This window comes from Paenibacillus sp. FSL R5-0701 (genome assembly GCF_037973995.1).
Taxonomy (GTDB): Bacteria; Bacillota; Bacilli; order Paenibacillales; family Paenibacillaceae; genus Paenibacillus.
The window spans coordinates 2,542,836-2,565,391 of sequence record NZ_CP150230.1 but is presented as its reverse complement, the minus strand read 5'-3'; the positions used below and the strand labels follow the sequence as shown (position 1 = coordinate 2,565,391).

23 protein-coding genes are annotated in these 22,556 nt (G+C 46.9%); 4 read left to right on the top strand and 19 right to left on the bottom strand.

Features of this window, described 5'->3' with window-relative positions; genetic code table 11:
- The first annotated feature begins 35 nt into the window (after positions 1-35).
- Entirely contained in the window at positions 36-548 is a 513-nt protein-coding gene (locus MKZ13_RS11940) for a hypothetical protein (RefSeq protein ID WP_036609214.1), read from the top strand.
- Positions 549-648: 100 nt separating this feature from the next.
- Here the strand turns inward: MKZ13_RS11940 and MKZ13_RS11935 are convergent, their stop codons facing one another.
- Both MKZ13_RS11935 and MKZ13_RS11930 read right to left on the bottom strand, forming a co-directional pair.
- Positions 649-1,098 (bottom strand): NUDIX domain-containing protein, encoded by a 450-nt coding sequence (locus tag MKZ13_RS11935; RefSeq protein WP_210107808.1) that lies wholly within the window; start codon positions 1,096-1,098, stop codon positions 649-651.
- 99 nt (positions 1,099-1,197) lie between these two features.
- Entirely contained in the window at positions 1,198-1,494 is a 297-nt protein-coding gene (locus tag MKZ13_RS11930) for a HesB/YadR/YfhF family protein (protein WP_036609218.1), read from the bottom strand.
- Between the two features lie 486 nt (positions 1,495-1,980).
- On the opposite strand from MKZ13_RS11930, the gene MKZ13_RS11925 reads away from it, so the two are divergent.
- Together MKZ13_RS11925 and MKZ13_RS11920 are read left to right on the top strand one after the other, a co-directional pair.
- The gene (locus MKZ13_RS11925; RefSeq protein WP_221824099.1) at positions 1,981-3,726 is read left to right on the top strand and encodes an ABC transporter transmembrane domain-containing protein; all 1,746 of its coding nucleotides are present in this window, start codon (positions 1,981-1,983) and stop codon (positions 3,724-3,726) included.
- Between the two features lie 12 nt (positions 3,727-3,738).
- Positions 3,739-5,829 carry an ABC transporter ATP-binding protein gene (locus MKZ13_RS11920; protein WP_339184157.1) on the top strand — a complete coding sequence of 697 codons (2,091 nt, stop codon included), beginning with the start codon at positions 3,739-3,741 and terminating at the stop codon, positions 5,827-5,829.
- 187 nt (positions 5,830-6,016) lie between these two features.
- Here the strand turns inward: MKZ13_RS11920 and MKZ13_RS11915 are convergent, their stop codons facing one another.
- The 8 genes from MKZ13_RS11915 to MKZ13_RS11880 form a co-directional block, all read right to left on the bottom strand.
- On the bottom strand, positions 6,017-6,643 hold the full coding sequence (locus MKZ13_RS11915) for a YdcF family protein (protein ID WP_339184155.1): 627 nt from the start codon (positions 6,641-6,643) through the stop codon (positions 6,017-6,019).
- The gene (locus tag MKZ13_RS11910; protein WP_339184152.1) at positions 6,640-7,185 is read right to left on the bottom strand and encodes a hypothetical protein; all 546 of its coding nucleotides are present in this window, start codon (positions 7,183-7,185) and stop codon (positions 6,640-6,642) included. Before MKZ13_RS11910 ends, MKZ13_RS11915 begins: the two co-directional genes overlap by 4 nt.
- 99 nt (positions 7,186-7,284) lie before the next feature.
- Positions 7,285-7,995, bottom strand: a complete 711-nt coding sequence (locus tag MKZ13_RS11905; protein WP_221824105.1) for a hypothetical protein — start codon at positions 7,993-7,995, stop codon at positions 7,285-7,287.
- A complete protein-coding gene (locus MKZ13_RS11900; RefSeq protein ID WP_221824107.1) occupies positions 7,992-9,047 on the bottom strand; it encodes an ABC transporter ATP-binding protein in 1,056 nt (351 codons plus the stop codon). The genes MKZ13_RS11905 and MKZ13_RS11900 overlap by 4 nt, the downstream gene beginning before the upstream one ends.
- 6 nt (positions 9,048-9,053) lie before the next feature.
- Entirely contained in the window at positions 9,054-10,784 is a 1,731-nt protein-coding gene (gene argS / locus MKZ13_RS11895; RefSeq protein ID WP_339184150.1) for an arginine--tRNA ligase, read from the bottom strand.
- Positions 10,785-11,064: 280 nt separating this feature from the next.
- Entirely contained in the window at positions 11,065-11,199 is a 135-nt protein-coding gene (locus MKZ13_RS11890; protein ID WP_256704105.1) for a hypothetical protein, read from the bottom strand.
- Between the two features lie 122 nt (positions 11,200-11,321).
- The gene (locus MKZ13_RS11885; protein ID WP_036609230.1) at positions 11,322-11,657 is read right to left on the bottom strand and encodes a four-helix bundle copper-binding protein; all 336 of its coding nucleotides are present in this window, start codon (positions 11,655-11,657) and stop codon (positions 11,322-11,324) included.
- 73 nt (positions 11,658-11,730) lie between these two features.
- Positions 11,731-12,849 carry a GTP-binding protein gene (locus tag MKZ13_RS11880; protein ID WP_339184146.1) on the bottom strand — a complete coding sequence of 373 codons (1,119 nt, stop codon included), beginning with the start codon at positions 12,847-12,849 and terminating at the stop codon, positions 11,731-11,733.
- A 171-nt stretch (positions 12,850-13,020) separates the two neighbouring features.
- On the opposite strand from MKZ13_RS11880, the gene MKZ13_RS11875 reads away from it, so the two are divergent.
- On the top strand, positions 13,021-13,539 hold the full coding sequence (locus tag MKZ13_RS11875) for a MogA/MoaB family molybdenum cofactor biosynthesis protein (RefSeq protein ID WP_339184144.1): 519 nt from the start codon (positions 13,021-13,023) through the stop codon (positions 13,537-13,539).
- Between the two features lie 75 nt (positions 13,540-13,614).
- Here the strand turns inward: MKZ13_RS11875 and MKZ13_RS11870 are convergent, their stop codons facing one another.
- The 9 genes from MKZ13_RS11870 to miaB all read right to left on the bottom strand — a co-directional run bounded on the left by MKZ13_RS11870 (position 13,615) and on the right by miaB (position 22,419).
- The gene (locus MKZ13_RS11870) at positions 13,615-14,169 is read right to left on the bottom strand and encodes a hypothetical protein (protein WP_339184142.1); all 555 of its coding nucleotides are present in this window, start codon (positions 14,167-14,169) and stop codon (positions 13,615-13,617) included.
- A gap of 74 nt (positions 14,170-14,243) precedes the next feature.
- Entirely contained in the window at positions 14,244-15,263 is a 1,020-nt protein-coding gene (locus MKZ13_RS11865) for an acryloyl-CoA reductase (protein ID WP_339184141.1), read from the bottom strand.
- A gap of 111 nt (positions 15,264-15,374) precedes the next feature.
- Positions 15,375-16,028, bottom strand: a complete 654-nt coding sequence (locus tag MKZ13_RS11860; protein ID WP_339184139.1) for a hypothetical protein — start codon at positions 16,026-16,028, stop codon at positions 15,375-15,377.
- Positions 16,029-16,416: 388 nt separating this feature from the next.
- Entirely contained in the window at positions 16,417-17,871 is a 1,455-nt protein-coding gene (locus MKZ13_RS11855; RefSeq protein WP_339184137.1) for a nicotinate phosphoribosyltransferase, read from the bottom strand.
- 151 nt (positions 17,872-18,022) lie between these two features.
- Positions 18,023-18,580: an isochorismatase family cysteine hydrolase gene (locus tag MKZ13_RS11850; protein WP_339184135.1), complete on the bottom strand. Its 558-nt coding sequence runs from the start codon at positions 18,578-18,580 to the stop codon at positions 18,023-18,025.
- A gap of 67 nt (positions 18,581-18,647) precedes the next feature.
- Positions 18,648-19,451, bottom strand: coding sequence for an NUDIX domain-containing protein (locus MKZ13_RS11845; RefSeq protein ID WP_339184133.1), 804 nt, complete (start codon positions 19,449-19,451; stop codon positions 18,648-18,650).
- A 78-nt stretch (positions 19,452-19,529) separates the two neighbouring features.
- A complete protein-coding gene (locus MKZ13_RS11840; protein ID WP_145318772.1) occupies positions 19,530-19,934 on the bottom strand; it encodes a PaaI family thioesterase in 405 nt (134 codons plus the stop codon).
- A gap of 209 nt (positions 19,935-20,143) precedes the next feature.
- Complete coding sequence (locus MKZ13_RS11835) at positions 20,144-20,593, bottom strand: YlbF family regulator (RefSeq protein ID WP_036609251.1); 450 nt, start codon at positions 20,591-20,593, stop codon at positions 20,144-20,146.
- 269 nt (positions 20,594-20,862) lie between these two features.
- Positions 20,863-22,419 carry a tRNA (N6-isopentenyl adenosine(37)-C2)-methylthiotransferase MiaB gene (gene miaB, locus MKZ13_RS11830; protein WP_339184130.1) on the bottom strand — a complete coding sequence of 519 codons (1,557 nt, stop codon included), beginning with the start codon at positions 22,417-22,419 and terminating at the stop codon, positions 20,863-20,865.
- Positions 22,420-22,556: the final 137 nt, after the last annotated feature.

Genomic DNA, 22,556 nt, shown 5'->3' with positions numbered 1-22,556 from the left:
TGCAACTATTAATGGCGCAGGAGGATTCAGGAACCATGTCACGTCAGTTTATTACAGAAGCCGTGATGGTGGCCATTTACGGTCAATTGTTAGCGCCGCCCGCGCCTGTTGAATATATTGTTCCTTATACCACCATCCTTGAGCTATATGAATTCCAGACCAGTCCTGATCCCATGATGGATAACCCGGCAGATGATCAGCATGTGAAATCCAAAATCAATGAAATGATTTCTTATTTCGAGGAACCGCTGAATAAGAAAAAAATAGAGCGTGCGTTACTTGTTCCATGGGCCAAAAGCCCCTCCATTTTATTTGGTGACCAAGTATCCATTGCCATTATCAATGCAATAGATACGGCACAGTACGGGGAGTATTTCGATCCCATTGAGACCGAACTGCTGCTGACATCTCAGCGCCTGAGTATCCCGATTCTCACCGATCAGGTTGAACTGATTGCACGCATAATTGAGTCTGAATCGCCTGTACAGGTATTCGATATTGATGATTTTGATTTTGCGATGGATGATGAACCACTGGATCAGGTGTAATTCATGCTCTAAGCACCTGAATGGGATTTTTTAAAAAATGACCTTGGCATCCACTTTATCGTGCATGCCAAGGTCATTTTTTTTGCGGTCAACACTTATTTTATTCTGCAATATCCCGCGCTAACAGGATTCGGCTAATCTGATTAAGAGGTGGTAACGACTCCAGCGCAAAAAACTTCAGACCTGCATCACTATTTACACGCGACTCTACAAGGTCATCCTGAATGATCACTGTCCGGAACAGAGCAATGACATAATACTCTTCATCTCCGCTTGAATGCAGATACCGAAGGTCAGGCCCCGAATAGAGACCTTCCAGTGTCATGGTATCAGCAGTCCAACCTGTCTCTTCCCATAACTCCCGATGTGCAGCATCTTCAATGGCCTCACCCGGGCGCATCTCACCTGCTGGCAACCGCCAGTGACCGTGTTCAGCATGCTGAATCAGCAGTAATTCACCTTGTTCGTTCTCAGCCCGCACAGCCGCCTTTACAACAATATGAGAGCGTTTTGCGATATACTGGGCCAAATCTCGTGCTGGCAGATTCACTGCTTATCCCCTCCTCCTACTCGGAAGCCGGTGGCGACCTGTAATCCATCTATTACTTAGCAGAATACTTCAAGGATTAGGGTATGTCTCAAAATCGCCCTAGACTTCCGTATAACGGTATTCGATATCCTGACCTTCATCAACGATATCCACATGCAGTTGGTGCCCTTTCAGATACCAATAATCGTGATCTTCCATAAAGAACTGAATTCCCGACACTTCGGTTTGATCCGCAGGATGTCTTGGTTTCTCCACAGCAATACCTAACGAAAATCCAGGATGAAGACCTCCGCCAGAGCTATAACGGGCAAAAAAACGGATGCTGTCCCCCTCGTTCAAATTCAGTTCTTCCTTGTACCAGCGAGCAGCTTGATCGGATACATGTATGGTACTCATTTGGTGTCAGCTCCTTCTGTATATATATGTTCCATCATATCTCGACAGGGACTTGAATACAAACCTGAGTGAGCACATAAAGACAAAATAAGTTGTGAAAAATGTTTGACAGATTGTAAAAGCTGGTGTTAAGATGCAAACATACGAGGTCTACATTGTATTTATTTCCAAAAAAAGAAAGGGTGATTACGGTGTTTAATAAACATATGATTGGTCAATTCAGCACACAACTAAATACCGGAGCACACCCGAAATCATTATTCCGTTCATAAGTCGGCATGACAAGGCGTTCTTTCATTAGAACCTCTGTGATGTATACTCACAATCGAACTTATATATGGTGACGGCTCTGTTCTCTGAGCCATGCTGCCGTATGATTATATGAAGACATACCGCCTGCGTGCGGTATGTCTTTTTTTGTGGGTACATTTCGGCATACATGAACGGAATTTGCATTTCTCGGACATCGAAAGGAAGGGATAACACTTGTTCTCTGTACTTAAAAACCTGGCCTGGTTCTTCCGGCTGGAACGCAAACGATACCTAACCGGTGTCATTTTGCTTATTCTGGTGGGCATTGCCGAACTGCTGCCTCCCCGTCTTCTTGGCAATGCCATCGACGAGATTGTGCGCGGTTCCATTACCGGCACCTCACTTACCCGTTATATTTTGCTTATTCTGGGAACGGTCATCATTATCTATCTGGTTACATACGTTTGGATGCACAAACTGTTTGGTGGTGCCAACCTGGTTGAGCGGCTGCTTCGTTCACGCTTTATGGACCACTTGTTACGGATGACTCCTCCCTTTTTTGAGAAAAACCGAACAGGAGATCTGATGGCTCGGGCCACCAATGATCTTCGTTCCATTGCCACTACAGCAGGCTTCGGCATGCTGACCTTAACAGACTCTACAGCCTTTCTGGCCACCGTATTGTTCGCCATGGGGTTCCTGGTTAGTTGGAAACTGACCCTGGCGGCAATTCTGCCATTACCTTTTATCGCCATTGCCATGATGATCTATGGTAAAGCTGTACATCAACGTTACACCCTGGCACAGGATGCATTCGGAGATATGAACGACCAGGTACTGGAATCCATCGCCGGTATTCGCGTCGTGCGTGCCTATGTGCAGGAACGTCTGGACGAGAAACGGTTCGCCGATGTGACCGAAGATGTGTATCGCAAAAATTTGGCTGTTGCCAGAATGGATGCCCTATTTGAACCTACCATCCGCCTCTTCGTTGGACTCAGTTATGTGATTGCACTTGCCTACGGCATATATCTTGTATTTCATAATGAAATTACCCTGGGAGATCTCGTATCGTTCAATATGTACCTGGGGATGATGATCTGGCCCATGTTTGCCATCGGCGAATTAATTAACCTGATGCAACGTGGTAGCGCTTCGCTTGATCGGGTCAACGAGACTTTATCGGTAGAACCTGCCGTACAAGATGTTGATCAACCTGCTCACGTTACGAATCCAGCAGAAATTGCGATGCAGGATGTTACATTCCGTTACCCAAGTTCCACTGTGGACAATCTCAGTCACATCAGCTTTTCGTTGCGACGGGGTCAAACATTAGGTGTTGTGGGTCGTACAGGTAGCGGTAAGTCTACTTTGCTCAAACAACTGCTTCATGAATACCCTGCCGGTTCAGGCACATTAAGCATCTCGGGTCATCCGATTCAGGATATCGCCAAAGATGACTTGCACAGCTGGATTGGGTACGTACCACAGGAACAAGTTTTGTTCTCCAAATCAGTTCGTCAGAACATTCAATTTGGTAAACCTGGGGCCAGTGATGAAGTTATCATGGAAGCCATTCGTACCGCCGCTTTTGACGGTGATCTGGGAACCTTGTCCGATGGACTGGATACACTTGTTGGTGAAAAAGGAATCTCTCTGTCCGGTGGACAGAAACAGCGGGTATCGCTGGCGCGTGCCTTTATTGCCAATCCTGATATTCTGATCCTGGATGACGCCTTATCTGCTGTCGATGCACGTACTGAAGCCAAAATCATTGAAAATATACGCAACAAACGCTCGGGCAAAACCACGCTGATCTCGACTCATCGCCTGTCTGCTATTGAACATGCTGACCGAATCATCGTACTGGAGCACGGGAAAATTACGGAAGAAGGCACTCACCAGGAATTGTTAGCCATGAACGGCTGGTACCGTGAACAGTATGAACGGCAACAGGTCGAGTCCAATCTGTCCACGTAGGAGGTCAATTCATTGAAGTCTAATACAGGCAAAAGGCTGCTTGATTACGCCTTGAAAGCCAAAGGAACATTTATCGCTGCATTAATTATGCTTACCATTGGTGTTGCGGCCGAGCTTGCCGGGCCGTTCATCGCCAAATCCATGATCGACAATCACTTGCTCGCGATTGAGCAGCCTTTCTATGAGACAACAGCTTCAGATGAAGCCGCAGTATACAACGGTAAGAACTACAAACGCGAAGGTTTGTTCGAACCGGATGAAAACAAAGGTTCGGAAGTGCGGGTTTTACAAGCCGGCAGAAGTTTTTATTTTGTAAACGAACCGGTAAGCGCACCTGACGGGGACCGCACATATACGGATGGAACCCTCACGGTTACACGCGCAGGTGAAGTGACAGGCCAATATGCGGCAACACCGCTGTCCGCTGGTGAACTGTTTGCTTTTTACAAACCGGAGATGCCCAGCATCTATCAATTAATTGTGTATTACATGATCTTCCTCGTGATCTCGGTCATTATGGAGTTTGGTAAAACATTCTGGCTGCAGTCCTCGGCCAACAAGGTCATTCAAAGACTGCGTAACGATGTGTATGCCCATATTCAGCGACTGCCGGTGCACTTTTTTGATAACCTGCCCGCAGGTAAAGTTGTATCTCGGGTCACGAACGACACAGAAGCCGTCAAGGATCTGTTCGTTGCCGTTCTTTCGAACTTTTTCTCAGGAATCATCACGATTACAGGTGTGTATGTCGCACTCTTCCTGCTTGATGTTCGCCTGGGTCTAATCTCATTATTCGTTGTGCCGATGCTCATTACATGGATTGTGCTCTATCGCAAATTCGCCACTCGTTACAACACGATCATTCGATCACGACTGAGTGAGATCAATGCAATCATTAACGAGTCCATTCAGGGGATGTCCATTATCCGCGTATTCCGCCATCAGAAACAAACCAAACAGGAATTCGAAGATCTGAATGATGACTATATGAAACACCAGAACAAAATGCTGAACCTGAATGCCTTCACCTCACACAACCTGGTTAACGTATTACGGAATATCGCCTTTGCGGTTGTCCTGTGGTACTTTGGTTCCAGTGTGCTGGATGGCACAAGTATTATCTCATTAGGTGTTCTGTATGCCTTCGTTGATGTCCTGGGCCGCTTGTTCCAGCCGATTACCGGCATGGTGAATCAGCTCGCCAACCTGGACTCCTCCCTCGTATCCGCTGGTCGCGTCTTTGAGCTGATGGATGAAAAGGGAGAAGCCGTAACGGATGGCTCCATGCCAAGATACAAGGGGAATGTTGTCTTCGACGATGTATCCTTTGCCTATAAAAAGGATTATGTGCTTAACAATATCTCGTTTAAAGCATCCCAAGGTCAGACCGTCGCTCTGGTCGGTCACACCGGTTCAGGTAAAAGCTCAATTATCAACCTGCTGTTCCGGTTCTATGACCCGCAAAAAGGCAAGATCACGATTGACGGTCAGAACGTCAAAGATCTGCCTAAACAGTGGATTCGCGAGCATATGGGGATTGTATTGCAGGACCCGTATCTCTTCACAGGCACCATTGCTTCCAACGTCAGTCTCGGCGATGAGAAGATCTCCCGTGAACGAATTGAACAGGCGCTGCGTGATGTAGGCGCTGAACGCATACTGGCTCATTTGCCTCAAGGCTTTGACGAACCTGTCATCGAAAAAGGAAGTACATTGTCTGCTGGGCAACGCCAACTGATCTCCTTTGCTCGGGCACTGGCGTTTGATCCCGCCATCCTCATTTTGGATGAAGCGACAGCCAATATTGATACGGAAACAGAAGCTTTGATTCAGAACGCACTCGAAGTCCTCAAAAAAGGACGTACCACCTTCATCATTGCTCACCGTCTCTCCACCATTCGTTCAGCAGATCAGATTCTGGTTCTGCATCGCGGGCGTATCGTTGAGCAAGGTGCACATGATGAACTGATGGAGCTTAAAGGCCGCTATTATAAGATGTATCAGCTTCAACAAGGTGCGCAAGCAGCAGCGGTCGCAACTCTCGAGAATCCGTCAGGTGATTCCGTTCCAACCTCCACCTCCTTTGCCGGAGGCAATGCATAACAGAGTAAAACAGAACGTTCTTTAAGTAACCAATCAAAATGATGTACTCGACGGCAAAACAAAAACCGATCTACACAGCTACCTCAGGGTTTGCGGTGTAGATCGGTTTTTTGTATTTTCATCGGGATTCAGGTTCCGATACTGTTTATTTCGATTTCGGCCAGACAAAAAAAATCCGCGTGCAACCTCATGGCTGCTGCGGATTGTCTATCCATCCTTTGATCGTATATCCCATGTACATCACGGTCTCTCTTGCGAGAAAAGGAAACTTGCTGCGCCAGGTTCGATACGCCGTAGTTCGTGTCGGAGAGGGTACGGCATCCATACCCAGTCCGGCAGCCAGCTTCATGGCCCGTTTCATATGTAACGGATCACTCACAATCGTATAGGTTTGATAACCGGCCTGTTCACCAATTGGAATTGAATTGACCAGGTTCTCCTCGGTGATTCTGGATTTGATCTCTACACGAATGTCCGCTGGATCTACTCCATGTTCAATGGCATACTTCTGACCAACTTCAGCCTCCGTATGTTCTCCATCATCACCTGACCCGCCTGTAAAAAGCAGATTACGAACGGTACCCTGACGGTATAATTCAATCGCGTGTTCAATACGTTCGCGAAATACAGGTGAAGGGTCATCCCCCGCCACGGCTGCGCCCAGAATGATCGCTGCATCCGATACCCTGGATGAGTCCTCATTCGTATAGGCTGATATACGTACTGCCGTAACTACAGTCCACAGGATTCCAACTAATACTATAGCCAGAGCCGTCATTAATATCCAGCGTTTCGTTATCCGTTTGCTTGTCATTCATCCTCTTCCAAAGCCCTTGCTCGCATACTCTCGGTATGCATCCGCTCCAGCGTTTGCAGAGCTGCTGCGGATTCGGCATCCAGACCAAGCTCTGCGATCCAGGCACCCGTATATTGCTGAAGTCGGATCTCCAACTCCTGTGCACGGTCTTTGAAATCCTCCAATTCCTTAATCATGCGTGAACGTCCTTCCGGACTGAATGTCTCGTGAATTCGTTCCTTGAAATAATGATGTACAATACGGTTACGTTGTTGCCATAATTCATTCAACTGGCGAGTCTCTTCCTCAGAGAATGTAAAATGATGGCGCACTTCGTGAATGAGCTGCCCCAGTGAACTGCTCATCTTTCGTTCGTACAGATCTTCCAGATCCTCTTCAGACACGGCTTTGCCCTGAGACATTTTCATTAATAAAATCAGATTGACCAGCTGCTGTTCAAGCGCCTGCCCGTAGTACACTGCCAATCCGTAATAGGCAAACAATTCCCTGGAGTGTTCGCTGTCCAGCATGTCACCATTCTGGATATCTGTATTTTGCATATGCGAGCGCCCCCTTCAACCGTACAATGTTAACCATTCCATGTCCCTCTATCCTAACCAAACCAAGAGCAACATTCAAGTTATCGGGAAGCGCGTCTCCTAACTCCGCAGATCTCTTCTTCCGGACAGCCACACATGGATGATTAGTAACCCTAATGCATAGAGCACAGTCCACAGCATAACCGAGACAAAAGAGTCCATCTTTGATTCATCAAATAACATCATCTCACGAACCAGATAAAAGGCTGGTGGAAGAATGCGGCCAAGCCATTCTAACGATTCAGGCAAACGTTCACTTAAGGAACCTTGGATAAACGATAGTAATAATACAATAATGAGAGCAGGCATACTGCGACTAAGCAAGGGAATGTACGATTTTTGAAAAAATACACTGATGCCTAATCCCAGCAGTGATAATCCCAGATGTCCTAACCAAGTCATCATCCACTCCTCACCTGTAGGTTGTCTCTCGAACATTCCCGCGAACACGGGATACAGCACAGTGATTACGGTGAGCATGAATTGCATTATCCAGGCACAGATGAGTTGACTTATTACAACCTTACGCCTGCTTCCTGTATGAAGGACGAGTAATTGATACTGCTTAGCAGGTTCGGTATTCATCACCATTACTCCGAGCCAAGCAGCTGCCAGAAATAACAGCATAGCCGTGACACTGTAACTGTCCGCAATAGGGTTGGGTTTGTAGGAATAGATCAGCAGCATGGCGATGATATAAAAGATAACCGGTGCAAAATATTTCTGTGAGCGAATGTGATGCCTTAACAAATATCGGGTCAGATAGATCATTCGGCTTCTCCCCCCGCATCATCCATGGAAGAGCTAAAGTCCACAGATCCTGTGACACTTCCACGACTCGCATGTACAGCTGGATGTTGTCCTTCCAGCAGACTTTCCATATGTAATTGACTTTCTTCCTGTTGTACAGACACAACCGAACCTCCGGATGCCAGAATCATTCTGAGGACATCATCTGTTGATTGTTGAACTACTTTCCAATCCCACAACCAAGCATTGGATTTCTCCAAGCTCGTATTACGGACTAAAGACAGGACTCCCCGTTGTTGTAAAATGGATGGATCGTCAGCCAGATCCTCTCCAGCTTCCATCAGACTTTGAATACGTACAACGGGTTCGCCAGCTTGAAGTATATCTTCACGACTCCAGTAGCGGAGCACGCTGCCTTTTTTCAACACAATTACCTGGTCTGCCAAACGTTCAATAAGCAACGGTTCATGACAAGCTGTAACGATGGATGTCCCTTCATCCTTCCATTGCCCCAATAGGGATACAATGCCCTCTTGAGCTGGAATATCCAAGCCTGATAAAGGTTCATCCAGCAGCAAAAGTCCACCCGGTCCAGGTAACAGGGCCTGAATCAAATTCACTTTTTGCAATGTGCCCTTGGATAATAGGGGTAACTTCTGATCGATCGCGGTATCCAGATATAAAAGTTCACTAAGTTCTCTAATCCGCTCACGCAGTATTTCGGGGCGAATGCCCCGAATCCGTCCCATGTCCCACAAGTACTCTCCAGAAGTAAAGGGTAAACGTGGCAAGCCATCTACTGCATACCCATCAGAACCCTTCATTGTGCGCTGTATCGATCCTGTATCGGGTAACAAAATACCTGCCAACATACGTAGCAACGTACTTTTGCCAGAACCGTTTCTGCCAACAAGTACAGCACATTCTCCCTGCTTCACTTCCAGGTTAATTTCATCAAGTACTTGAGCATTACCTAATCGCTTGCTCACTCGTTGAAGCAACATACCTCGACCTAATGAGTCTGGTACATCTTGATTGGCTTTCTTGAAAAGTCCACGTGTACTCCATATCACCTGGGATCACATCCGTTCTGGAGCTTGCACACCTAGCAAATGTAAACTGTACGCGAGGCGTTCGGCAGTCCGTTTGGCCAATGCCACCCTGAAGGATCTTACATCAGATGACGCATCCGCAATGCGTTCGGCGTGATAGAAGCTGTTGAACGCTTGAGCGACATCTATTGTATATTTGGCAATGACCGAAGGCTCATTCCGATGAATTGCTTTTTCAAGATACTCGGGATAATCACCAAGCAGTTTCAGTAATGCCCATGAGGTATCTCCGATACAGGATGGAGTGGTCACTGTGTCAATCTCACCATCCGCAAGACTGGGGTTAGACAGAGGGTTTTCATTTTCCACGCGGATCGCCTCTTCTGCCTTGGCAAGCACACTTTGAATCCGGGCATGGGTATACTGCACATAAGGTCCGGTCTCTCCTTCAAAACTCACCGCATCCTCCAAGGAGAAGTCCACATCGTTTAACCGACTATTACGCAGATCACCGAAGACAATGGCACCTACACCAACCGCCTCAGCCACCTTCTGAGGGTTCTCCAGATTCGGGTTTTTCTCCTGGATAATCTGCAAAGCACGAGCGACTGCCTCATCCAATACTTCCTGCAAAAATACGACTTTACCGCGGCGGGTAGACATTTTCCGTCCCTCAAAACGCATTAATCCAAACGGGATATGTTCACACTTCGCAGACCATTCATGACCCATCCGGGATAGGACCGCAAATACCTGACGGAAATGTAACTTCTGCTCGCCTCCGACCACGTATAACAACCGATCTGCCTTCATCACCTCATGACGATAAACCGCCGTAGCTAAATCCCGTGTAGGATAGATTGTTGTTCCATCTTTTTTGATAATCAGGCACGGGGGCATGTTCTCATCCTCCAGACGTACCACGAGTGCTCCATCACTCTCTTCAAGTAAACCTTTTGCCTTCAGTTCTTCAACCACTGCACCCATCTTGTCATTGTAAAAGCTTTCTCCCAGCGTATGGTCGAACTGTACATTCAGACGTTCATACATCCGGTTGAATTCCTTCATGCTAACTTCCACAAAGAACGCCCATAACCGCTGTGCTTCATCATCTCCCTGCTCCAGCTTGCGGAACCAATCCCGTGCCTCAATCTCCAGAGAAGGATCATTCTCCGCCTCATCGTGGAAACGCACATACAGCTCAAGAGACGTACGGATCGGGTCTGCCTGCAATGCTTCATCATTGCCCCACCGTTTATACGCTGCGATCTGCTTGCCAAACTGGGTTCCCCAGTCTCCCAAGTGATTCACACTTACAGAGGTATAACCCGCTTCGTTATACAACCGATACAGTGCTGCACCGATTACAGTAGAACGCAAATGTCCGATTCCGAAGGGTTTTGCGATGTTAGGGGAAGACATATCAATCACAACACGTGAACCTTGACCAAGCTGAAGCTTACCGAATGCGGCATCCCCCAGTTCTTTCAGCAGATTCGGCGCAAGCTCCTCCCGATTGAATCGGATATTTACATACGGCCCAGCGGAAGTCGCTTCAATTCCAGATGCCTGCAGACTTGTTGCGAGCTCGGTCGCAATGACTGCCGGTGCTTTTTTTAATGACTTCGCCAATGCAAAACAAGGGAATGCTGCATCCCCCATCTCCGCCTGTGGTGGGACTTCCAGTAATCTCAGAACCTCTTGTTCATTCAATCCCGTTAAAGGGGCAATATCGGCCGCAGCCTTCTTCATCAACATGTCAAACACTCCTTATCCATTCATTATTGGCTGAAAATAAACACAAAAAAAGCTCTCGTCTCTAAATAAGAGACGAGAGCTGACTTAACAGTTCCCGCGGTACCACTCTAGGTGAACAGCTACTCCTAATATGCATCAAACATGCATACCTGTAGAACCTGTTCCGCTCGATGCGTATAACGGTCGCAAGCCGAATTACCCTCAGACAGATATGACCTATCCCCAATCGGGATAAATTCATCTTTTCGGATAACCATCTCACGGGTGCGGTTCACTCAGGTCATGTCATACCGGCTTCCACCTCTCCCGGCTCGCTGTCATGTATGGATCTGGCTACTCTCCCGATCATTGATATTCTTCGTTTCAATTCATTGCCATCATTATACATACCACGATCAGACTTGGCAACCTGCATTAAAAATCCCCTATTGAAAGGCAACACAGAGGCACATCGTCTCAGATGCCTGTGTTCACTGCCTTCCCTTAGGGGACAAAGGTCATTATCGGTTTTAATTATATATTCCAGTGAAATAATATTTACGCCACTGCTGCCATTAACCGGCAAGCTTCTGCACATCTGCGGCAAGCCTCTGCACATGCCTGGCAGTGATCATGGTGGTGTTTGCCACACTCTGCGGCGCAAGCTTCACAAGCTTTCACACACAATTCGCATATTTCAGCAATGAAATCACTTCCACGTGTCATCGCTTGTGCAGCAAAACTGCAGATCTCCGCACATTCCCGATTCAAACGAATGCAATCACGCAGCATCGCCAGATCATATTCTTTCAGACTCGATATGTAACATACGTTGCAAGCATTCATGCACTCCAGGCAAGCATCGATACATTGTTGATATTGTTGTTGTGTCATTTAAAGTTACCTCCCAGGCAAAGTTTGCTATGCATCTTAATACCCAGTTCGGAGGAATTTTGAATCATCTAACCTACTTTATCGCTTCCAATTCCAGTAATTGGTCACGAATGACAGTTTGGTCAAAATGTTCACCTATAAACACAGCAACATTAGGAACATCTCCTTGAGGTGTGATCTTCATATAATCCGATTCACGGTAAGCATACTGGAACCAGAAACGGCTCGCCGTGTCACTAAACGATAAAATACCTTTCGCTCGATACACGTCTCGTGGCAAAGCAGATACAAATTGTTCAAACGCTTCGCTGTTCACCGGATGACTGAAATAATGCGTATACACCATAACATGTTCGTGTGAGGCATGAGGAGCAGAATGCTCGTGACCGTGGTCATGACTATGGTTATGAGATGCGTCAGTATTCGTAGCATCGCCTTGGACTGTATGATGTGTATGCTCATGTCCATGATTGCAGCCATGTGTACCACAGGTTTCCGTATGCACATGATGCTCTTGGTGAGCCGGCTTGCCTGCTTCAGAAGCTGAATCACGTACATGCACGTCTGCCCCGCTGCGAAGCAGCAGATCCATCTCCACCTCACATTTCACTGTAGGAATTACAGGTGCGAAGCCATTCCATTTTGCCAAAAGCTGTTCCAGATCTTGCAGTTCCTGTGCACTCACCCGATCCGTTTTGTTCAAGAGAAGCACAGACGCACAACGAATCTGCTCCTGCATCAGCTTGAACGTCTGCCCCTTCTGCTCCTGATACAGGCCAGACAGATGTGCTGCATCCACAACAGTAATGAGACTTTTCAGTTCCAATCGCATGTAGAGTGAGGTCTCCGTTACCGCATCCAGAATCTCCATTGGATTCGCCGCACCGGTGGCTTCAATGATGATCACATCCGGTGATTCCTCCTGAACGAGATCAGCAAGTTGCAATCCCAAGTCACCACGTACGGTACAACAGATGCATCCACCTAACATCTCTGTCATCGGAACGGTGGAATCCACAATCTGACCATCCAGATTAACTTCGCCTAACTCATTCATAACCACTGCGGGACGCAAACTCTGCTGTTGCCAATGTTCAATCAACTGAACAAGCAGTGTTGTTTTGCCACTCCCCAAAAAACCTGACAGTATATATACAGGTATGGATTGTTCTTTTAAAATCGTTTCATTCATGCGTATACACCTCTCTGATTGTCCTTCTTTTAACCTGATCTATCTATATCTAGCGAGTGTACACCATCCCGCATTCGTTGTGCAATAACGTTCAACTCTTCTCCAGTACATTGCCTGATTCTACCGGATGGTCTATGCTATGAGGACATGTTGATTGAAGGAGGAAGTTTCATGACTAATTCAGTGGAACAACATCGCCAGGAAGCCCCTGACACGGTATCGTGCATGATTGTTACGGTGTCGGACACACGCACCAAAGACACCGACACCAGTGGCCAGCTCATGCACCAGCTTTTGAATGAAGCAGGTTATCAGATCGTTGAATACATCATCACACCAGATGAAACGGAGAGCATTCGAACCATCCTGCAAGATGCAGCTGTTCGTGATGATGTCGAAGCTGTGTTGCTTAGCGGCGGAACAGGGATTGCACCCCGAGATACAACCTACGAAGCGGTGTCCTCACTACTGGACAAGGAACTCCCGGGTTTCGGTGAGATCTTCCGTTTTCTCAGTTACACCGAAGATATCGGTTCCGCTGCCATCCTGAGTAGAGCCGTCGCTGGAACGATTGGACGCACAGCCGTATTCTCCATGCCGGGTTCCAAAGGAGCTGTTAAATTGGCCATGGAAAAACTCATTTTGCCCGAGCTGCGGCATGTCATGCGTGAAATATATAAACCCGTCTGAAAGATCAGACGGGTTTTAGGGTTTATTTTCAGCTGTACGGTAAGGATTGAAAGTTTTCTGTGCTCCCATCTTCTCCTACCTTAATTGCTCCAACACATGTTGGAATACCTGCATAACATCCTGTTCATACTTGTCCTTTTCTCCACCAGAAGCTGTATAAACGAGTGAGACGTATCCTTTGCTGCGAATCGTTGTCCGTCCAAGCGCATTCTCCAAGACAGCCTCATCACGATCCTCACTATACATTTGTTTCATGCTGGCAGCTCGTGCAGCCTTATCACTGAAAATATGAACTTTCACGATGTGTCTGCCACTTCCATTCAACAAATACATATAAGAGATCCCACCATGGCCGTCATCGGCAGACATATTATTCATCAGCTGGATGCCTTTTGATTCAAAACTCTTACTGATCTCACTCACCAATTCACCGTTTAATCCGTGTCCTTGATTCTGTGCCCGCATATTTCCTTCATCTGTCGCTTCGCGGGTATAGACCTTCCGCTCCTGTTCAATGGATGATGCCGAACAAGCCACCAGGGACCAGATACTTGTGATCAACACGCCACTTACAAGTACCGACTTTATTGTTTTTCCAACCAGCCTTCGCCCTTTTCTACCAAACCACATGCCAATCCTTCCTTTCCAGCCACGTGTACTGTGACCCAATCAGGTAGAATTAGCATGTCTAAGGACTTAGAATCTTATGCGGATGGCAGATCTGATATTGTATTGACCACCGTACGACCTACTGCACCACCTTGGAGTATCGTCTCCAGTGTATGAGGTAATTGGTCTAGAGAAATCTCCCGGATTCCCAGTTCAAGTGCGCGCTCCGGTTTCCATTCTCCACCGAGCAGTTTCCACAATCGTTCCCGACGTTCCATTGGACAATATACAGAGTCTATACCTATAAGCTGGATGCCACGCAAAATAAACGGAAGTACCGTGGATTCAAAAGCTGTGCCTCCGGTTAACCCGGATACCGCTACCGCACCTCCGTATTGAATCTGTTTCAATCGCTCCGCAAGAGCTGGTCCTCCTGTTGGATCAACAACTCCCGCCCATAGCTGTTTCCCCATGGCTCCTTTAGCTGGAGCATCAGCTTCTTCACGAGTAATAACCTCTGAGGCACCCAAGTTTCGGAGCAATGACTCCTCCTGAACCTTCTTACCTGTACTGGCTGTTACTTCGAAGCCCAGTTTCGCCAGAATGGCAACTGCCATACTGCCGACACCACCCGTTGCACCCGTAACCAGAACCTTGCCCATCTCCGCAGTCACTCCAGCCTGTAACAGCGCATCAACCGAAAGTGCAGCCGTAAATCCTGCGGTTCCAATTGCCATGGCTTCTTTCTCACTGAGACCCGGTGGCAGAGGCACCAGCCATTCACTGCGCAGACGAGCATACTCGCTGTACCCTCCGTAATGGGATACGCCAGGTTCAAATCCTGTACTGATCACCCGATCTCCTGGTGCAAAACGTCCACTGACCGACTCCTCTACCGTTCCGGCCAGATCGATTCCAGGTACCATCGGGTACTCACGGACGACACCGCCTTTCTCTAGGGTAGCGAGTCCGTCTTTATAATTGACACTGGAATACTGCACCTGTACCGTTACATCTCCATTAGGCAGATCTTCCTTCTTCAGTTGCTCTATAGCAGCTTTCACTCCGCCCTGTTCTTCTTTACGGACAACATATGCGTTAAAATGATTTTTCATTGATAGCCACTCCTTCTTTGGATTTTATATATTTTTCCATTAAGCACATGAATTGTTCGCATTCAGGCTTAACGGCTACCTTTTACTTCTGCATTCTTCAGATGTTGATGATCAAGCTCTGTCTCTTCTGAGTGTCAACAGATAGATTAGTGGACCCACAATAGGGATGATGCCTGCCGCGGTCCAAGCTGCTGAATGTCGACTCACTTCAGTATCCCTGTATATCCCAATCATCGAAAGTAAGGTCAGTAGTACAAAATCAATCGTCATGATATGTACAAAGGCAGATTGCTTGAATGCTTCCATGTATACATCCGGATGACCTTGCGTCACAGCATAAAATGCTGTGACCAGCGTCAACAGCAGAAGGACTACATGCGTCAGCTTGTTGCCGGCTACTCGTCCAATTCCCGACTCACGCTGACGCCCAAAATGTAAGCTTCCGTAACCCGAAGCTCTATTTGCGGATGATGACCATGCATAATAAGGAAGCAGGGCAAAAGCCCCCAGTCCGAAAGAAAGGATAACAAAAGGCCAAGCCGGCACACGGCCACCTCGTTCTTTCACAGATGTTCTTAACAGCAAACAAGCATACACTGCCGGAAAAATACCTAACCACGAAAATACCGTGAGTAACCAAGGTTCTTTGCTTTGCAGGGTGATCAGTTCTTTGAATATCGGGTCACTTCCAGGTGACTGCCCTGGTGCCAACAACACTGCATAGGCAATAAAAGCGATCCAGACCAGTCCTAATATCCATCTCATGTCTGCACCTCCTCTTACTTTCATCCCCTACAGCTACGGGATTGAAACAATGCGATGCAGAATTTGGCGTCTCCTGCGCTTTCCCGAGAAATAATTACTGCTTTCCCCTACAACCTTTTTGAATTGCGCATGACTATTTCCAGTATAGCCTGTTACCTTGGCAGTCTGTCCATGAGATTTCTTACATCAATGGTCCATCTCATCGGGATCATATAAGAAAAAAGTCTATCGACGTACTTTCATAGAAGACAGACCGCATTTAGCTGAAGTTTTTCTTGTGATCATCGAATCGTTCAGCTCCGCTGAAAACGTATAATTCTATGATCTTCAAAAAGGCATAACCAGTATTCCTCACTGGTTATGCCTCTCTGTAATTCTTATGTGTGAATTATTCCTCTGTGGATTTCACATGTTCCGCAATGAGCTTCTGCTTCATATTCCATGCCGCAGGGCTGATGTTCACACGGTAGATCTCCGGGTTGAGCTTCCGCTGGTATTCAGGCCAGAAAAGGTCCATCTGCTCTCGATGATACGCACGAATCTCATCCAAATTAGGCAGTTCATACACTTTGCGTCCGTTCACAAAGATCGGCTCCAGCATATTTACCGCTTCGTAGCGGGTAACCGTCTTTTTCAGGTAAGGGTGTAGCGGGTTGAACAGCTTGAGCGGTCCGCCCTGTAGCGGCTGCTCTTCATCTGGATAGCAGATATAATCTGCAATCGCTTTGCCATGTTTCGGATCAATGATCCGGAACACTTCCTTTTTACCTGGAGTGGACACTTTTTCAGGATTGGCAGATATTTTGATCGTAGGCAGCATGGCACCGTCTACTTCACGCTCCACCAATTTGTACACTCCACCCAAAGATGGCTGGTCAGAAGCGGTAATCAACTGTGTACCAACACCCCATGTATCAATCCGTGCTCCTTGAGCCTTCAGGTTGAAAATCGTATTTTCATCCAAATCATTGGATGCTACAATTTTCACATAATCCAGGCCAGCCTCATCCAGCATCTGACGTGCCTGAATCGACAAGTACGCTAGGTCACCACTGTCGAGACGAATGGCATTCATCTTTTTACCTTGGCTCTCCAGCTTCTTGGCTGTCTTGATGGCGTGAGGTACTCCACTGTTCAACGTGTCAAAGGTATCAACCAGCAGCGTAACCTGATCAGGCAACACTTTGGCATACACGTCAAACGCCTCCTGTTCGCTCATAAAGCTCTGTACCCAGGAATGGGCATGTGTACCTGCTGTTGGGATCCCAAAGCGCTCTCCGGCCAGCATGTTGGACGTTGCATGGAAACCTGCTACATACGAGGCACGTGCGCCCCAGATGGCAGCATCCGCTTCCTGTGCGCGCCGTGTGCCGAATTCGAGCAACGTATCCTGCTGTGCTACCTGTTTAATCCGCGAAGCCTTGGTTGCAATCAACGTCTGATAATTCATGAAGTTAAGTATCGCCGTCTCCACTAATTGTGTCTCCATAATGGAGCCTTCTACCCGAATGAGCGGTTCGTCAGGGAAAACAATTGCACCCTCCTTCATGGAATGAATCGTTCCCTGAAATGAAAACTGGAGCAATTCTTCCAGAAAGACCGGATCGTAATTTTCCTCTTGTTTGGATAAAAATTTGATGTCGTCCATCGTGAACCGAAGCTGACTGATATAGTTCACAATACGTTCCAATCCGGCAAATACCGCATATCCGTTGCCAAAAGGAAGTTTACGGAAATAGGCTTCAAATACCGCCTTCCGCTTGTGAGTACCATTCACCCAATGGGCGTACATCATATTGATCTGATATTTATCCGTATGTAAAGCCAGGCTAGTTGTCTGCATTTGTCTCATCCTCTCTGACTTCCGCTCGTGCCCCCAGATTTCATCTGTGAACACGGGTTAACATAGGGAGACTCATTCTCATGATTCTGTTCATCCGTATTAAACAAACAAGTCTCCCGTGAAAAACTCTATACACCCTTCACCACATTCATCAAGCCAAGACCGTCTCGCTCGCCTTAACCACCGAAGCACCAAGGCTGGAACGAAAATGTCCAAGTGCCCACTCATGCCCTGCCGGATTGAAGCTGGCAACAGCATCTTCATATACCGTAATATGAAAACCCTTATTGTAAGCGTCCACTGCGGTATGCAATATACAAATATCCGTGCATACCCCAATCAGTGCAATATCCGTAATACCACGTGCACGCAGTCTGAGTTCCAGATCGGTCCCACAGAATGCACTATATCTCGTCTTATCCATCCACTGTATATCCGTTTTCCGTTCTTCCATCACTTGGGCAAGACGACCATATAACTGTCTTCCCTTCGTATTACGGATGTTATGAGGTGGGAAAAGTACCGTCTCCGGGTGATACGGATCATTCTCTTCGTGCAGATCCACAGCCATAATCACTTCATGTTTATTCTTACAATAGGCCTCAGTTACAGCCGAAATCGTCTCTTCGATCTCTATTGCCGGCTGACCTACAGGCAAAGAGCCTGTCACAAAATCCTTCGTAAAATCAATGACAATCAGTGCTTTCATCGTCAACACTCCCTTAGCCCAGAAATGGTTGATCCTGATTCAATCAGATTGACACATCTACACCTTATTACGTATAGATGGAAAGACGTGGTACCAGTTCTGTAAAACGATATAGCTGTGCCGGACGCTGCGAGTACTGATTGGAACTCACCAGGTTCCCCTCTTCATCCCGTACTTCTTCCACAATGCCTTTACGGCTGCGGGTAGACGTAATCTTGCGAATGAAGTTTGGTTCTTCAAAATCCGGAACAACACTTTGAATAACCTGATATAATTCACTTAATGTAAAATCACGTGGCAGAAACTGACGAGCAATCGTCGTTTCCAGCATCTGCTGTTGAATACGTCGATAAGCATCTTCAATGATTGTTCTGTGATCAAAGGCCAGTTCCAGTTCTTGCAGCGCCTCCTGGATCGTGAACAATCCAACATCCTCAGCATCATCTGCTGCTTGGCGTTGATCCAGCATCCATTCTTCCACAAGCGCGAAAAATGCGTGAGAGATAATCCATCCCCTCGGGTCACGACCCGGCTGACTGTATACATTCAAGTACTCCAGATGTCCACCATCTACACCTGTCTCTTCCATCAGCTCACGCTTAGCTGCACCGTAGATGGATTCATTCTCCTGACAAAATCCACCGGGTAATGCCCATCTGCCTGCAAAAGGCCAGCCTTTGCGCTTGATCAGCATCACTTTCAGTTCCCGGATGGGAAGTGTCTTCGTCACCGTCTTGCGCTCCCGCTTGGTCAAGGTAAACATAACGATATCCGCAGGAACTCCATCGGGGGTACGATATTTTTTGGAACTATACTCACGTGCTGCTTGTTCGTCGCTCTCTGCATTGAAGTGTTCGTAGTTTTCGCTCATGGGCACCACCGACTATTTTCATTTTGATAATTTCATTATGACATAATAATATCTTTTGTCAACCGCAGGATTCGTGCGTTACGTTCTAGGGCGTGCTATGCGGAATGTCGCCGTAGCCATGCATCCCAACGTACCCGATGCATCACGAACCTCCGAATGAGTCGTAACACTGCGTCCCGCCTGATGCAATACCGTAGCTGTCACCATTAATTCCCCTTGTTTCATTGGTGCGAGAAAATGTACGTTCAGATTCGTTGTCACACAGCCGTCCACTTCCATTGCTGCTGTTGCAACCATACCCATCGCCTGGTCCATCAGTGAAGTTAATACACCCCCATGGATAATCCCCATGGAGTTGGTATGATGTTCGCCTGCTGTCAACGCGATCTGTACTTCTTTGCCGTCTCCTTTAATATAACGACAGCCGAGAAATCCCCAGAATCGTCCGTCTCCGTCTTCCACCATTTTGTCCAAAATACTCATTATTCATTTCTCCTTTATTCACTGTACGTATCAAGCTCTCTTGATGTCATGTGCCATTATCATTAAAAATCAGCTGCGCCACACAAAATAACCCCACAGCGTGGAGCTTTGCTTGGAATTATATTCCGAGTACTTGGCGATAGCCACTCCACGTTAACGGTTATGTAATGTCAAAAAAGGCGCGGACAGCGTCCGCACCCTTCCGTCATTTAACCGCAACTGGTCGGAGGTGAATCCGTTCCAGCCTCCACGTTTACTTTTTCAGAAACCGTATCCCGGATTACGGAGATCACTAGTTGAAGCAAGTAGTTGATGTCGCTCTGGCTCTGTTGGAATTCCGTAACCAATGGAATACTGTCCAGTTCGCTTTGCAGATCCTCAATTTCCTGTTCAATTTTGCTGACCATCTCCACATTTTTGAAGCTTTCAAAAGCAACAATCTCTTTTTGTTTTTTCTTGATCGTTGCAATCAACTGCTGGATGCGCTCATGATCCCGAATTTTGGTTTCAGCCTGTTGAAACTGTCTAACTTCCTCACTCGTTCCGAGCATATCAGCCAATTCTTTGGCTTTTCCCATAATGTCGTCGCGTATGACCAGATTGCGCGTATCGTAGGTTGGCATTCCATAATGGTTGTACTGCACTTCTTCCTGCGCCACTGAAATCGCTCCATTCTATGAGATGATATAAGATGAATACTCAATGTTGCATTAAGTTCAGCTGACTGCTGAGTGACTGCTGCGGTGTCGGATCGTTCTTTTGATCGCTGTTGTCTCCGAATTTTTTCGATTGAAATGTTCAAGGTTAAAATTTGGAGACAAAGGCGAACGATTCGCTTCTACAGAATCGATTCCGTCACCTTCGCTACGCTCGGCCGTAACCCCGCTAAGTGCAAAAAATACTCATCTTATTGGTGTGTGTATTACTATTACTGATTGGCAGCTACCGGCTCGGAGAGCAGGTTGCCCCGAATATAAAAAGTCATCGGATCGGTGATTTCCACTTGTACAAAAGTACCGATCAAATCTTTGGGTCCTTCAAAATGCACCAGCTTGTTGCTGCGCGTACGTCCTGCCAGAACTTCGGAATTCCGCTTACTCTCGCCTTCAACGAGCACTTCAACGATTTTGCCACGTTGCTGTTCATTGCTTCGGTGGCTGTATTCGTTGATCGTTTCGTTCAAGCGCTTTAAACGTTCCTTCTTCACTTCCATCGGTACGTTGTCTTCCATCACCGCAGCCGGTGTACCTTCCCGTGGGGAATAAATAAAGGTATAGGCAAAATCATACCCTACTTCACGGACAAGGGAAAGTGTATCTTCAAACTGTTCTTCCGTTTCCCCCGGAAAACCAACAATAATATCCGTTGTCAACACAACATCCGGGATGGCCTTTTTAATTTTGTCAGCCAGCTTCAGATAGTGTTCCCGGCTATACTTGCGGCTCATACGTTTGAGTACTTCCGAACTGCCAGATTGCACCGGAAGATGAATGTGCTCCACCAGATTTCCACCCTTGGCCAGCACTTCAATCAAGCGATCATCGAAGTCACGTGGGTGACTGGTTGTAAACCGTACTCTTGGAATATCAATCTGGCGAATGGCATCCATCAAGTCACCAAAGCTGTAGTTCAGGTCGGTGAAGTCCTTGCCGTACGCATTCACATTTTGACCAAGTAGCGTGATCTCCTTAAAGCCTTGTCGTGCCAAATCTCTAACCTCGGCAATGACATCTTCAGGACGACGGCTGCGTTCTTTGCCCCGGGTAAAGGGAACGATGCAATATGTACAGAACTTGTCGCAGCCATACATAATGTTCACCCAGCCGCGCATACCCTCACGTTTCTTCGGCAGGTTCTCGATAATGTCGCCTTCCTTGGACCATACCTCAACAACCATTTCTTTGCTGAACAGCGCTTCCTGGATTAGATGTGGCAGTCGATGCACATTATGTGTACCAAAGATCATATCCACAAATCCATGCTTCTGCATAATTCGGTTGACGACGCCTTCTTCTTGGGACATACAACCGCATACGCCAAGTAACAATCCCGGACGTTCGAGTTTTAGCGTTTTCAGGTGACCAAGCTCACCAAATACTTTATCTTCCGCATTTTCCCGTATGGCACACGTATTGAGCAGAATAATATCAGCTTCTTTGCGATTCTCTGTAGCCTGATATCCCATAGACTCAAGCAGTCCTTTGATGGTTTCCGAGTCATGCTCGTTCATCTGACATCCATACGTATATACAATATAATGTTTGCCTTTCCCTATGTTTTTCAGTTCATCGGGAACGGCATTTTCGTAAAGCACCTGAACGTCTTCCTTACCCCGCTGTTTCTCCTGACGATGATTGGGTTCCGATTTGATGTTAATCTCACGGCCCCGGATTCTTATCTTTTTGCTGAATTCATCTTGCGAAATTACTTTGGCATCCGAGAAATCAAAATATTGGGAGTAATCCTTTTTTGAGTCTTTAGCCATTTCCTTCGGTCACTCCTTACAGCCTCTATTAATAAAAAATCGTACATTCATCCCTGTTCCACATGAATTTCTTGCGTGGAACATTAAAAGAGCATTACAGCAAATTATAGCATGAATTGGGCTGTAGTTCCACATCC

Excerpts from the sequence above, each read along its gene's own strand:
- MKZ13_RS11940 (WP_036609214.1), top strand. The coding sequence starts at position 36 with ATGTCACGTCAGTTTATTACAGAAGCCGTGATGGTGGCCATTTACGGT.
- MKZ13_RS11930 (WP_036609218.1), bottom strand. The coding sequence starts at position 1,494 with ATGAGTACCATACATGTATCCGATCAAGCTGCTCGCTGGTACAAGGAA.
- MKZ13_RS11915 (WP_339184155.1), bottom strand. The coding sequence starts at position 6,643 with ATGACAAGCAAACGGATAACGAAACGCTGGATATTAATGACGGCTCTG.
- MKZ13_RS11910 (WP_339184152.1), bottom strand. The coding sequence starts at position 7,185 with ATGCAAAATACAGATATCCAGAATGGTGACATGCTGGACAGCGAACAC.
- MKZ13_RS11905 (WP_221824105.1), bottom strand. The coding sequence starts at position 7,995 with ATGATCTATCTGACCCGATATTTGTTAAGGCATCACATTCGCTCACAG.
- argS (WP_339184150.1), bottom strand. The coding sequence starts at position 10,784 with ATGTTGATGAAGAAGGCTGCGGCCGATATTGCCCCTTTAACGGGATTG.
- MKZ13_RS11890 (WP_256704105.1), bottom strand. The coding sequence starts at position 11,199 with ATGCAGGTTGCCAAGTCTGATCGTGGTATGTATAATGATGGCAATGAA.
- MKZ13_RS11885 (WP_036609230.1), bottom strand. The coding sequence starts at position 11,657 with ATGACACAACAACAATATCAACAATGTATCGATGCTTGCCTGGAGTGC.
- MKZ13_RS11880 (WP_339184146.1), bottom strand. The coding sequence starts at position 12,849 with ATGAATGAAACGATTTTAAAAGAACAATCCATACCTGTATATATACTG.
- MKZ13_RS11875 (WP_339184144.1), top strand. The coding sequence starts at position 13,021 with ATGACTAATTCAGTGGAACAACATCGCCAGGAAGCCCCTGACACGGTA.
- MKZ13_RS11870 (WP_339184142.1), bottom strand. The coding sequence starts at position 14,169 with ATGTGGTTTGGTAGAAAAGGGCGAAGGCTGGTTGGAAAAACAATAAAG.
- MKZ13_RS11865 (WP_339184141.1), bottom strand. The coding sequence starts at position 15,263 with ATGAAAAATCATTTTAACGCATATGTTGTCCGTAAAGAAGAACAGGGC.
- MKZ13_RS11860 (WP_339184139.1), bottom strand. The coding sequence starts at position 16,028 with ATGAGATGGATATTAGGACTGGTCTGGATCGCTTTTATTGCCTATGCA.
- MKZ13_RS11855 (WP_339184137.1), bottom strand. The coding sequence starts at position 17,871 with ATGCAGACAACTAGCCTGGCTTTACATACGGATAAATATCAGATCAAT.
- MKZ13_RS11850 (WP_339184135.1), bottom strand. The coding sequence starts at position 18,580 with ATGAAAGCACTGATTGTCATTGATTTTACGAAGGATTTTGTGACAGGC.
- MKZ13_RS11845 (WP_339184133.1), bottom strand. The coding sequence starts at position 19,451 with ATGAGCGAAAACTACGAACACTTCAATGCAGAGAGCGACGAACAAGCA.
- MKZ13_RS11840 (WP_145318772.1), bottom strand. The coding sequence starts at position 19,934 with ATGAGTATTTTGGACAAAATGGTGGAAGACGGAGACGGACGATTCTGG.
- miaB (WP_339184130.1), bottom strand. The coding sequence starts at position 22,419 with ATGGCTAAAGACTCAAAAAAGGATTACTCCCAATATTTTGATTTCTCG.